The organism is Lysinibacillus telephonicus (genome assembly GCF_039654155.1).
GTDB classification, from domain to species: Bacteria; Bacillota; Bacilli; order Bacillales_A; family Planococcaceae; genus Ureibacillus; species Ureibacillus telephonicus.
The window spans coordinates 631,085-644,116 of record NZ_CP155468.1 but is presented as its reverse complement, the minus strand read 5'-3'; the positions used below and the strand labels follow the sequence as shown (position 1 = coordinate 644,116).

General features: G+C 34.7%; 13 protein-coding genes. 4 read left to right on the top strand and 9 right to left on the bottom strand.

Annotation, left to right across the window (positions count from 1 at the left end; genetic code table 11):
* Positions 1 to 120: 120 nt before the first annotated feature.
* From MKY04_RS03135 to MKY04_RS03110, 6 genes are all read right to left on the bottom strand, one after another.
* Positions 121 to 579: a hypothetical protein gene (locus MKY04_RS03135; protein WP_346235292.1), complete on the bottom strand. Its 459-nt coding sequence runs from the start codon at positions 577 to 579 to the stop codon at positions 121 to 123.
* Between the two features lie 32 nt (positions 580 to 611).
* Positions 612 to 1,193, bottom strand: a complete 582-nt coding sequence (locus tag MKY04_RS03130) for a DUF3231 family protein (protein ID WP_346235291.1) — start codon at positions 1,191 to 1,193, stop codon at positions 612 to 614.
* Between the two features lie 8 nt (positions 1,194 to 1,201).
* Positions 1,202 to 1,618, bottom strand: a complete 417-nt coding sequence (locus MKY04_RS03125) for a DUF3231 family protein (protein ID WP_346235290.1) — start codon at positions 1,616 to 1,618, stop codon at positions 1,202 to 1,204.
* 361 nt (positions 1,619 to 1,979) lie between these two features.
* Positions 1,980 to 2,714, bottom strand: a complete 735-nt coding sequence (locus tag MKY04_RS03120) for an ABC transporter permease (protein ID WP_346235289.1) — start codon at positions 2,712 to 2,714, stop codon at positions 1,980 to 1,982.
* 12 nt (positions 2,715 to 2,726) lie between these two features.
* Positions 2,727 to 3,428, bottom strand: a complete 702-nt coding sequence (locus MKY04_RS03115; protein ID WP_410799000.1) for an ABC transporter permease — start codon at positions 3,426 to 3,428, stop codon at positions 2,727 to 2,729.
* A 53-nt stretch (positions 3,429 to 3,481) separates the two neighbouring features.
* A complete protein-coding gene (locus MKY04_RS03110; protein WP_126293145.1) occupies positions 3,482 to 4,393 on the bottom strand; it encodes an ABC transporter ATP-binding protein in 912 nt (303 codons plus the stop codon).
* Positions 4,394 to 4,549: 156 nt separating this feature from the next.
* Between MKY04_RS03110 and MKY04_RS03105 the strand changes: the two genes are divergently transcribed.
* Complete coding sequence (locus MKY04_RS03105; protein WP_126293143.1) at positions 4,550 to 5,266, top strand: response regulator transcription factor; 717 nt, start codon at positions 4,550 to 4,552, stop codon at positions 5,264 to 5,266.
* Positions 5,263 to 6,657 (top strand): HAMP domain-containing sensor histidine kinase, encoded by a 1,395-nt coding sequence (locus MKY04_RS03100; protein ID WP_346235287.1) that lies wholly within the window; start codon positions 5,263 to 5,265, stop codon positions 6,655 to 6,657. The genes MKY04_RS03105 and MKY04_RS03100 overlap by 4 nt, the downstream gene beginning before the upstream one ends.
* Before the next feature lie 261 nt (positions 6,658 to 6,918).
* Here MKY04_RS03100 and MKY04_RS03095 read toward each other — a convergent pair whose 3' ends face one another.
* Positions 6,919 to 7,434, bottom strand: coding sequence for a hypothetical protein (locus MKY04_RS03095; RefSeq protein WP_346235286.1), 516 nt, complete (start codon positions 7,432 to 7,434; stop codon positions 6,919 to 6,921).
* A 570-nt stretch (positions 7,435 to 8,004) separates the two neighbouring features.
* Entirely contained in the window at positions 8,005 to 8,871 is an 867-nt protein-coding gene (locus MKY04_RS03090; RefSeq protein WP_126293133.1) for an SDR family oxidoreductase, read from the bottom strand.
* Positions 8,872 to 9,213: 342 nt separating this feature from the next.
* Here MKY04_RS03090 and MKY04_RS03085 point away from each other — a divergent pair, with 342 nt between their 5' ends.
* Positions 9,214 to 10,353 (top strand): IS110 family transposase, encoded by a 1,140-nt coding sequence (locus tag MKY04_RS03085; RefSeq protein WP_346235219.1) that lies wholly within the window; start codon positions 9,214 to 9,216, stop codon positions 10,351 to 10,353.
* A gap of 214 nt (positions 10,354 to 10,567) precedes the next feature.
* Positions 10,568 to 11,925, top strand: a protein-coding gene (locus MKY04_RS03080) for an IS3 family transposase (RefSeq protein WP_410799540.1) whose coding sequence is annotated in 2 segments (ribosomal slippage) — positions 10,568 to 11,054 and positions 11,054 to 11,925 — 1,359 coding nt in all. Because the reading frame shifts where the segments join, the coding sequence is not laid out codon by codon here.
* Positions 11,926 to 12,354: 429 nt separating this feature from the next.
* On the opposite strand, the gene MKY04_RS03075 is transcribed toward MKY04_RS03080, so the two are convergent.
* On the bottom strand, positions 12,355 to 12,981 hold the full coding sequence (locus MKY04_RS03075) for a nitroreductase family protein (protein ID WP_346235285.1): 627 nt from the start codon (positions 12,979 to 12,981) through the stop codon (positions 12,355 to 12,357).
* Between the last annotated feature and the right edge of the window lie 51 nt (positions 12,982 to 13,032).

Below are 13,032 nucleotides of genomic sequence, written 5' to 3'. Positions count from 1 at the left end.
AATAAAGTATTTAAAACGTCCATTAGTCCTATTCAGCAAGAGAACCGATTGTTTAATAGGCATTAAAAAGAACACAATAGCTCTCATCTTATTTTAAATAGCTGAGAACATTTTGTGTTCTTATTTGATTAAGAATATAAGGGCTCTTTTTACAATTAATCCTATAAAAACACCCGGGAGGACCAATACCATTGGTAAAAAAACTGGCCCAAACAAAACCCCAAAAATTGTAATTTTTGCAGAATAAATTATACCAATAGTTACTAAATACGCTGCAAATACAAATGGAAGAAAAGAAAATGGGCTTTTTCCTCCGCCAGCATCTTTAAAGGCATCCCACATCGAAAAAAAGTATAAGCATGGATAAAACATTAGCCACTGATAGTTGGTTTCTTTAATGGAAGAAAGAATATCCCCTTGGAAACTTAAAAGGATTGCTATGTTTAAGTTAGCCTGTATATTTATCAAAAGTTCTAATAAGATTAAGGTTATACCTTTTATATATTTTCGATTCAAAAGTTGTCCAAACCCTGGTAAGGCTATAGACCAGAGTAATGTTTCAATCGAATTTTTACTCATACTATTAACCTACTCCCTAATTCTTAAAAACACTATCCCCTTGCTAATCCTTTATGATTTGGAACCTGTGGAGGCTGTTCCATCCATTCGTGTTTAATCATAAGATTCAAACCATCTTTCGCATATTGAGCACTTTCTGCTGTTAAACGGACATATGATGTCGATATGTCATTTCGTAAACTTGCTGCTGAAGCTGTTGCGTAGTTAGAAATGCTTGATTGTATTAACAATGATGCATGAAACATTATTAATTTATCCGAAAAGGGTGAGATAGTCGACTCTGTTACTTCTAGATCCCAAGGCATTGGAGCAGGAAGGGAATTATTCGTTAACAGTGATGCAAAAACTTGAATATGTTTTTTTGCTATCTCTGAACCTCTGAGACAATATTCACGAACCTTCTTTGACTTTGCTACTTGAGAAAGACCTGCTATAAGTATTTCCCCCACTGTATTTGTTTCAATATTTATTTGAATATGTGTAATCTCTATGACATTTAAAGGTCTATTATTTATATTTAATACTCCACCTAAATAACTTTTTTTGTCGATAAAATCAATCTCATTTGAGGCTGAAACATAAGGTGGTTTTACAAATAACCCCTTTGATAACAAAACATCAGTTACTTTATTATAAAGGTCTGTGGAAGTTGTATAGCTTGACTTAAAAAATTACGGACATCGGACTGTGCGGCAGTCGCCAAAGCCACACCATAAATCGATAAACCAACCTTAGCCATATTTTTAAGATAATATAGATAAAACGCATCAGAATATAGACGAGGAGCTGTTGGATTTACATCTTCATTAGTAAAAGCAACTGGAATTTGCCGGTGGTCTTTTTCTAGAATTGATTTGCTTATATTTAAGTTATTTTGTGATATATCGAGTGCGAATTCTAAAACGGACTTAACATCATCATCGTCAACATTTGCTAGGAAATATTGCAGAACACATATTGACAAACTGTTGTTCTGACAACTACTCCAAATTACCGAAATTTCGGAAGATGTTAATCTTGAATTTAAATCTCCCTGCATATAATCCCCCCAAAAATCAGATAATTTTATTATTAGATAATAAGTGAAATATATTCAGAATAAAAAATGAAATTTATTATGGAAGATTCCATAAGTAATTCCTATTTAAAAAGTATTCCCTCCGAAGTATGGTAATAAGCTACTTCCATTTTCAGATACTAAAATATTTCTAAAAGATGGAACCCAAGCTTATTATTCAACATCGTGAATTTAACCCTGTATCGAATTCAGCAAACGATTGGTACTCATGAAATGTTTTTTATGATAAATTAAACACCTTAAATTTACCTCGTCCTAAAATCGGGACGAGGTTATGCGTGTTTAATATAAAATATCTATCGTCTTCTATATCATTCACTTGTTAAGCCACTACATCCGACTTTCTCAGCCGGTAAATGGCTGCCATACTAATTATGGCAATGAAAAACAGATTCATAATGAAAAACAATAGATGGTTGCTTATGGATAAAATGCCTGTTTGACTGAGTACTCCCATTCCAATAGTTAGTAAGGAATGGGGAAAAAACATACCCAAATCAATAACGTACATGCCCAGGCCAATAATAGCTGCGCAAAAGCCGATGCCAATAGGAACGGCAAAGCTGCGAATACACATGGACAGTGCTAATTGCAGTACACTAATCGATAAAGCTGATATCCAGCCTCTAACAAGCCATCCAAGTAGTTCCTGAGGCAGCTCAGAGGGTAATCCTATTAGTCTCCCTCCTAAGAAATACAATAGAAAAAATAATACTTGAACGAACATTAGCAGTACACCAACTACGATCAGTTTAGAGAAAAAAATACTGGCTGCCGATACAGGTGCGGTCATGATCATATTCCAGTTCTTATTAAAATGTTCTAATCTCCACAAGTATGCACAGCAAATAGCAATAAGAATAGGAAAGAAAAATTCACCATAAAACAAAGCTACTTGAGACCATAAACTATACCATTCTTTTTTTAATACACCTTGATTCATAGTAAAGTTGAAGCTTCCTATTAATACACTTATAATCGGTAAAATTATTATGATCATCCACATACGGGAATGGCGTAGTTTAATCCATTCAGCAGAAACACAACGTTTTAACATTATTCACCCTCCTTATACCTCTTTCCTTGATAAATGGAAGTTTCCAACTAGATATAAAATACTTCCAGCAACAATCACAATAAGCATCATAGGAAGTAATGCATGTATATCTCGAACTATAAAATCTAGTTTCTCGCTTTTAAAGCTTTGTGCAACTGGGCTTAGTTTTGAAAAGTAGGACCATATAAACATCCCGCGTATTCCAGTAGGCATTAAATCTGCTGTCATGCCAATAAAGCCACCAATCATACCAAGAGATATTGCAAATGCTTGGTTTTTCCACATCATTGATATCCATAGCTGCAGTGCTATTACTGCCATACTTGTCAAATATATTCCTGCAAAAAACCAAATAAGCAAGGATGTTGGAACCGAATTTTCAAACCCATTTACTATGCCAAACACAGCGATGGCAAGTACTTGTAATGTACAAGCCCATAACATCAAAATACATGCGCAAATATACTTTGCTGCATAAATTTGTCCCGGATTTACAGAAAGGGTCAACAATAATTTCAATGTATTGCCTTTATGTTCCGTATCACAAATCCGAGAAACACAAACTGATACAAGAATGGGGAATATAAGTCCATTCATAGAAGCAAACATTACAATCAGTGCCTCCCAATTCGCATTATGAGGATTTATTGAGATCGACCTACTTATCCCCATGAATAAAAAAGCAACTTCTACCAACAGGAATAATGTCACCATCAAGAACAAGCGTCTATGCCGAAACTTATAGAATTCAAGACTAATCGCTTTCACTATAGGCTCTTCTCCTTTCCAGTTAAATCAAGGAAAATATCCTCTAAGCTTTTCTTATTTTCTTCAATACGTAATACATCGATGTTGGCAGTAACTAAGCTTCTATTCGCCTGTATTATCTCTTCATCCATTAAGTTTTCAAATACTAAACTATCTCCTCGTTGCATCGAATAAAAACCCTTTGAATAAAGAAGCTCCTGAGCAAGCTTATTGTTTCTCGTTTTGATCATAATTGTTGAATGGCTTTTATCTTTCAATTCAGCCATGCTTCCTTGGAACATCATCCTTCCATTGTTGATGATGCCTACTGATGTTGCAATTTGCTCAATTTCTGTAAGTAAGTGGCTAGAAATAAGTACTGTTATTCCATAACGTTCGGGTAAAGATTTAATTAACTCGCGTATTTCGCCAATACCTGCCGGATCAAGACCATTTGTTGGTTCATCCAGTATTAAAAGCTTCGGAAATGACATCAACGCCATGGCAATCCCTAAACGCTGTTTCATCCCAAGGGAATACTGGTTCACCTTTTTATCAATTTGTTTATCCAAACGAACAATTTTCAAGGCTTCCATTACATTTTTTTCAGGAACTTCTCGTAACCTTTGTACAATGCGCATATTCTCAAGTCCTGTAAGATGTCCGTAATAGGATGGTGATTCAATAAGTGAGCCTGTTTGACTTAAAATTAGACGCCTGTTTTTATTAAATTCCTTTCCAAAAACCGATACGATGCCATTATTAGGGCGAGTCAACCCTAAAATCATTTTCAATGTAGTAGACTTCCCTGCCCCATTAGGACCAAGAAATCCATAGATTTCCCCTTCTTCAACAGAGATATTTAAATCTTCCACACAATATTTGCCTTGGTACCTTTTAGAAAGATTGTGGGTTGAAACAATTTGTTTCATATTCGCTTCCTCCAATTTCTCTTTTGTCAAAGATTAACAAGACAACATTTCTATAAACTGACAACAACCTTACGTCAACCTTAAATCAAATAAATAACCAGGATTATCATGTGGAAAAAAGAAAAAGAAATATATAATTATTATTGGTGATGTTATATGGATGATATAAAAAATAAGAAACTACTAATTGTAGACGATGAAAAAGAAATCAGAAACATATTAGATGAATTTTTAAGAAAAGAAGGATTTAATCGTATTTTCCACGCTGCTACTTGTGAAGAAGCATTACAGGTTTGTCAGACGGTAAAACCAGATATTGCAATTTTAGATGTTATGCTGCCTGACGGAGATGGCTTTTCCCTTTTGACTTCTATACGACAAATATCAAATTTTCCGGTTCTTTTTTTATCTGCAAGAGGAGAAGATGAAGATCGTTTATTAGGACTTGGACTCGGTGCTGATGATTATATAGTAAAACCTTTCTTACCCCGTGAGCTATTCCTTCGACTAACAGCAGTTTTGCGAAGGGTATATTCACAGCCTATGAGGGATGAGCCACCTATCTTTAATTTGGGTAACCGCATCATCGATCTTGGAAGCGGCACTGTTCAGTACAAAGAAAATGAATTTTCTTTAACAGCAAAGGAATTTGCATTACTTTTCAAACTTTATGAAAACCGGAACCGTATCGTAACAAGTGATGCACTTTGCCAAGCAGTATGGGGAGATGATTACTACGGTTTTGAAAACACTTTGATGGTCCATATACGCCGAATCCGAGAAAAGATTGAGGCGGATCCTTCCAATCCGGAATTTTTGCTTACCATTCGGGGGTTAGGATACAAGCTAATGGTAAAGGAAGGGTTAACATGAAAGGTACAGTACGTATTTTAAAGCGATTTATTGGTGCAACAATGTTAATCTCTGCTTTTCTAGTAGTTTTCAACTTTATACTTTTAGGCTTTTGGTTAGTTAAAGGTATGACTGGTGTGCAATCTCCTGCTTCTATTGTTCAGGATGTTGCAGAAAATTTAAATCGCCCATCAAATAATACTCCTTATTCATTAGATTCTTCAGTTATAAAATTACTTGATCAGAATCATGCATGGGCAATGCTCATCGACGATAATACCGGTTATATAGCATGGGATTATATGATCCCCAAAGAACTTCCTGACCAATATTCTTTGACAGACATAGCTAAATTTACAAAAAACTATTTAGAAGATTACCCTGTTTTTGTATGGGAACACAATGATGGATTGGTAGTTGTTGGCTATCCTAAAAAAAGCTTGGCAAAATATGAATATATACTTCCAGTAGCTTGGGTTTCTTCTTTACCGTTAAGGATGGCCGTTTTGCTGCTTATAAATATTGTAGTAGCGCTACTTTTATCGCTTCTTATCGGCTATAGACTCGTTCACTCTATCCGACCGTTAACACAAGGTATACAGGCACTTGCTGAAGATAGAGAAACTTTTATAGAACCAAAAGGAATTTTGGCTGATCTTGCACAAAGTGTGAACCGAGCATCTACTTTATTACGGAAAAAGAATGAAAGTTTGAAAAGCAGGGATGAAGCCCGTTCAAACTGGATTGCAGGTATTTCACACGACATCCGAACCCCTCTTTCAATGGTGCTAGGCTATTCCAGTAATCTTGAGGAGAATTGCGATATCCCAGCTCAACAAAGACGCCAGGCGGGAATTATTCGGCAGCAAGGAGAATATTTACGATCTCTTGTCAGTGATTTAAACCTAGTTTCAATGCTTGAATATGAAATGCAGCCGCTTAACAAAAAGCTAATCCGCACCTCAGTTTTAATAAGACAAATTGCAACTGAATTTCTAAATAACGGTTTAGATGAACGCTTTATATTAGAAGTAGACAATTTAGACGAAAATGTTAAAGTCAATGGAGATGAACGACTGCTGACACGTGCTATTAATAACCTAATACAAAACAGCATTAATCATAATCCTGATGGTTGTTTGATACGCCTACAGACAACCTTTGATGAAAGCAATAATTCTTGTAGTTTCATTATTGCTGATAATGGCAAAGGCATTTCCCAAAGTGAAATTCCAAGTTTATTAGATTTACCTTATTCATCTAAAAGAAAACATCCACGTAACAATGGACATGGGTTGGGACTACCAATGGTTGAAAGAATTGCAAAGGCTCATCAAGGACATTTGATTTTATCAAGTGATATAGGAAAAGGTTTTAGAGCAGAGCTTGTACTACCTGTAAATGATAATTGATGATTATAAGTTTGTATAATGCTTTAGCCGTTATAAGCATTGAAAAAATGGATTATAATTCTCCCTTATTTGAACGCATTATCCTTATCAATCTAGAAGAATTTAATTTTTACGTCGAACAGGTCTTTAAAAAATTAAAGTAATCAAGATTTAAAAAGCTGCGTCTCAAAAGGCTATAGAAAAAAGCAGAAATGTTGTTAAATCAACGTTTCTGCTTCAGTTTTTAATATACAAGTAAGCTATGCGACAATATTAAACTTATTATTCTTCTATCAAATCATTATATCTAATCATTGAACTGCATTTATAATCGCTACATTCAAAATAATAGGGTTGTTCCGATTCTTTTGTAGTAATTTTCACCTTGTATCGATATGGAAATCCATCACCCTTTGTATACTCTCCTACTTCCACTGAAAGTATGTTTTCGCCATCAAGATTTAACGCTTTATATGCACTGGAAGCACCAGTAAGTAACAATTGCTTCTGATGAAAATCCGCATGTTTTTGGCTATTAAAATATACCGCCGAACCTATTACAACAATAAAAAGCAAACAGAGAGATGTTATCACGGCTGTATATAAATAATGGAAGTTTTTCATAACCATACCCTTTAAAAAGAGAAAAACAAGGATTGTGAAAATAGCATACATTATAGTAAATAAGATAGTCGTCTTATTGCTAAAACGCATTTGATAGATAAATATAATAAAAGCATATATGATAATTAACCCTACCCATATTGGAATAAGCTTCGGATCTTTTTCTTTTGCCATATACAATCCTCCCGTAAAACTCTTTCCCTATGAAAATGGAATTTAGTTAAAATAAAACTAAATGCCTAAGGATATCTATTGAATATTTAGCTTCACCATAGAAATAATAGACTGATTAGTGACATAATCAAAATTTTTAACTTTACTACTAACGCCTAAAGTTTGTACACTAATTAATTTTGAAGTGGAAGTCCTTCTATTATTCTAATATTAAAGAATAGAGTCCACTACTTTAAAGAAAACATTAACGCTCCGGGTTTTATCCACAGTTTTTGTAAAGCAAGTGGCTATAAACATATATATCTATGTCAATATTTAAAAACTATTTAATTTTACATTATCATTATCTCCTTTATAATACCAATCGTATTATCAAATATTAATTCTATGGGGGAAAATTGAAATATAAATTCTGTAAATCTATATTAAACTCATTTAAATTTCGACAATGTTTCTTAGTTTTTCTAAAAAGGGCTTTTTTTATAAATCTGTTTTGTTTGTATTACTTTTTTTATTAATTTATTCCTAGTGTTCAGTAACAAAAAAGACCATAAAAAGCCTATTCACACACTAATCCCCAAACAACCCTTCAGGTGCAGGAATTGCCTTTTCTGCTTTACGGCTAACTTCTTCCCACTGTTCCCAAACAGCAATGCGATTTTTTATCGTTTTGATTGCTATGTCATAGACAAAACTTCCGAGAATCAGACGAAGTGGTGGATTTTCACTATTCACCAATTTTAAAATAGCTTCGGCTGCTAGGCGAGGATCACTATCAACTGAGCCTTCTGAATGTTGTTTCGCCAGTTCTTCTTTCACCGGGTTATAAGCATCTAACGGTTGGCTAGTTTTCATTTTCACATAAAGATTTGTCCAGTATCCCCCTGGTTCAACAATGGTCAGTTTCACTCCAAAGTGAGCAGCTTCTTGCGCTAAAGCCTCACTCATCCCCTCTAAAGCAAATTTACTTGCACTGTATACGCCACTCATTGGCCCTGAAAGTACTCCACCAATACTAGAGATTTGAATAATATGTCCAGAGCGTTGTTTTCGTAAGTAGGGCATAGCCGCCTGACACACCCAAAGAGCACCAAAGAAATTTGTTTCAAGCTGACTTCTAGCCTCCTCCTCACTTTGTTCCTCTATCATCCCTAACACCATGTTTCCTGCATTATTGATTACTATATCAAGCCTCCCGAAATGTTCGAATGCCTTAGTAACTGTATCGAAAACCGCACTTCGATCTGTAACATCCAATTTCAATGGAAGAAGAGCTTCCTGATACTGATTCATCAACTCATTAAGCTTATCAATATTTCTAGCAACTGCTACAACTTGATCACCTGTTTCCAATGCAGCCTTTGTAAACTCATACCCCAGCCCACTACTTGCACCAGTAATAAACCACACACGATTATTTTTAATATTTATCATCATTAAACATCCTCTCATTTAGAATTCTAATCTATGCATTTTTTGTCATTTTATACTTTCTTATTTATAATCCCTTCCATCTAAAACAAAATAAACAATCATGAGTTTTTTACACCCAACCCTGGCATGAAAATAAGTACCTTCGGTTCATAATGGTAATGACACAAACAGGATGTAAGACGTGGCTTTTTTTGGTGGCTTTGACCCTGTAAAATAAACTGTTTGAGTGAATTTGGTGTTCAACCCTTTGTTAGCTCCACTTGATAGTAGGATGACTACGTACAGAAAAATGCTTATCTTCAAATTCACTCACTGTTTGTGATCTTAATGAATCGGAGTGATTTCATGGAAGTATTTATTGAGAAGTGTGCAGGTTTAGACGTACATTCAGAAACGATTGTAGCTTGTGTTATTAAAGGTAATCATGAAGACGAAATGTATATAGAGACCGAAACATTTCCAACACTCACAAAAGATTTATTTAGGCTTTTAAAATGGTTAGAGGGACATGAAGTTACACATATTGCAATGGAAAGTACGGGTGTGTATTGGAAACCTGTATTTAACATCTTAGAAGATTTCTTTGATATCACGTTAGCTAATGCCCAGCGAATTAAAAATGTACCCGGAAGAAAAACAGATGTTTCAGATGCAGAATGGATAGCGAAGTTATTACGTCATGGTTTGATAGAAAAGAGCTTTGTTCCCCCTGTAAATATTCGTGAACTCCGAGATTTAACGAGACTACGTAAAAAGTGGATTAGTCATTTAGTTTCAGAGAAAAATCGAATCCAAAAGGTATTAGAAAGTTCAAATGTCAAACTAAGTACAGTAATCTCGGATGTATTTGGTGTATCAGGTCGAAAACTATTAAATCGATTAATTGAACAAGGCTATGTCGACGAAACGGATGTAGAAAAAGATATTCATGGGAAGTTGATTCCGAAAAAGCAATGGATTACAGATTCCTTATTTGGAACAATAAATGAGCATCAAATCTTCCTGATTCGTCAGTCCTGGCAACATATTCAATACTTAGAAACCTTAATTTCAGAAATCGAAGAACGGGTGGATCAACTACTTCAAAATTATCAAGAAGAACTACAGTTGTTAATTACCATACCAGGAATAAGTAAAGATACTGCAGCTGTAATTATTGCAGAAATAGGAGTAGAAATGGAACAGTTCCCGACATCTCAACATCTTGCATCATGGGCAGGAGTTTCACCAGGGAATCACGAAAGTGCTGGGAAAAGGAAGAGTACACGTACAGTGAAAGGAAATCCTCATATAAAATCCGCTATGTGTGAAGCAGCGTGGGCTGTTTCAAGAAGTCGAAATCGATGGCTGGCAAACAAATATTGGTCATTAGCAGCACGAAGAGGAAAGAAAAAAGCACTCGTTGCGATCTCGCATCGAATGCTTCGGGTTATTTACTCCATGTTATTAAACAAGGAGCCTTATAAAGAACCCCAAATGTCATAACTTAACCAAAACCAAAAAGTAATATACAAAGTTACCCCACAACAGGTAGCTCTGCTTTCTTATTGGCTTTTTTCGGTCAATTTAAGAATAAACATATTTGATTAATAGTATTCAAAGACCGAAGGGATTAATTATTTTCACAGAAAAAAACACAGGCTCTTTGAACTGCCCCGTAAAAGTTAGACACTAATCTAATTTTTACGGGGGTTTTTTTATGGCAAAATTAACAGTTAAACAAAGAATTCAAGCGGTTGAACGATATGTAAATGGACATGAGTCCATGAATGAAATTGCGAAGGATATCGGTCTCACTCAACGGGTTATCAGTGACTGGGTCCGTCTTTACCAAGAGAATGGAAGAGAGGCATTCCTTAAATCCTATACAAATTATTCTGCTGAGTATAAAATGAGTGTACTAAATTATATGAACGAAACAGGTACATCCTCAATCGACACAGCTGCGATATTTAATATTTCATCTCCGGGCATGATTAGAAACTGGAAGAAGAAGTATGAAATTGGTGGTTATGATGCCCTTGTTTCTAAGAAAAAGGGGCGACCGTCGATGAAAAAGGATTTAACAAAAACAACGAAACCAGTACCGGCTGAAGGATCTGTAGAAGAACTAGAGGCACGGATTAAGCAACTAGAAATGGAGAACGCATATTTAAAAAAGTTGAACGCTTTAGTTCAGATGCAGGAAAAATTACAAACCAAATCAAAGCGCAAGTAATTTATGAACTAAAGGAAATCTATGAAGTGGTGGAATTAATCAAAGTCGCTGATATTCCACGTAGCACATACTATTACTGGGAAAAACGTTTAAGTCGTGCTGATAAATACGCTAATGTGAAAGCTGCTATTCAGACCATTTACCACGAACATAAAGGTCGTTATGGGTATCGTCGGATTGCTAAAGAATTAAAGAAATATGGTTTCAATCATGATCCAAAAACAATTCATAAATTGATGAATGCCATAGGCATTAAGTGTGAAGTACGAATGAAAAAATACCGTTCTTATAAGGGAAACGTTGGGAAAATTGCGCCAAATATTTTACAACGGGATTTTAAAGCAGAAAACATGAATGAGAAATGGGTAACTGATGTGACAGAATTTCATCTATTTGGTGAGAAACGTTATCTATCTCCTGTACTAGATTTGTGTAACGGTGAAATCATTGCCTACACGGTAATGAGTCGACCGGTGTATAAATTAGTTGATGAAATGTTAAAACAAGCGTTAACTCGTCTACAACCAGGTGATCAAGTCATCCTTCATTCGGACCAAGGGTGGCATTATCAAATGAGCCAATATCAACGAACATTAAAACAACATAATATTACACAGAGTATGTCCCGTAAGGGCAATTGTTTGGATAATGCAGTCATAGAAAATTTCTTTGGCTTATTAAAATCTGAGCTACTATATCTACAAAATTTTGATAGTATAGAACATTTTGAGAAGGAACTAGAAGAGTATATTTACTATTATAATAACAAACGAATGAAGTCAAAATTAAAAGACCTAAGCCCGGTGGAATACCGAACTCAGGTCCTTGGAGTAGCCTAATTATATATGTCTAACTTTCTTGGGTCAGATCACTTTACCTGTGCTTTGAATAATCGAGAAAATTTATGGGTGAAGAATATGGAAAAGTTTAATAATTAAATCTAAATTACAAGAAACCACCAGCGTATCTAGCTGTGAATATTTTTAATTTTAGGTACACAAAAAAGGGGGCAGATTTCTCCCCCTCTCTTAAGCATTTTAATATACCGTTTATAGGTTTCTTAAAAATAGGCAGACTAATCCCGATTACTCTACACACAGGTAGAGCCTTTAATAACTATTAAATTAGTTAAATAAAGAAAAATCGGAAATAATATATCCCATCTTAAGCAACCCTCCGTTCATCTAGTTGCATGTAATATAACATAGGTTAGTTGTTAAAACAATAAATAATAAGCAATCAAAATGATTTTTAAGTACCACACTTATTTAAATATATCTTACTACCTGTTCAATCGGCAGACGTGATGACCCATAAGCAGGAGCTGCTGCTTCACCAATAGCAATTAGTAGAATAGGTATTTCATTTTTTGGTAAGTTAAATTTTTCAGCAAATTTAACTTTATCAAAACCACCCATCGGCACTGTATCATATCCCATTTCTTTAGCTAATAACATAATTTGCATTGATATTAGTCCAGCATCAAAATGCACAATGTTTTTTAATGTTTCTTCTGGTAAGTTACCGTATAAAGAAAGTGAATTTTTAATCATTAAATCAGCTACTTCTCTAGCCATAAAACCTTGTTCAAAATTCGCATCATAAATTTGTTGTGCTCGTTTATACATTTCAAGATCTCCAAGCACTGCAATAATTGCGGAAGAAGTCTCAACTTGCTCTTGATCATTAGCAATCTTACGTAATTCTTTTTTAACTTGTTGATCTTCAATAACGATAAAGCGCCATGGCTGCATATTACTTGAAGAAGGAGCTGTTATAGCATTTTGTAATAAAGTTTCAAGTTTTTCATGTGGAATAACAACGCCCTCTTTATATTTACGAACTGATTTTCTTTCATGCATTAATTGTTCAATTGTTGTTTGTGTCATTGGCATCATTGATACCCCTTTCAGTATATTTATATAAAATTTAAGTAATGAAAAAGA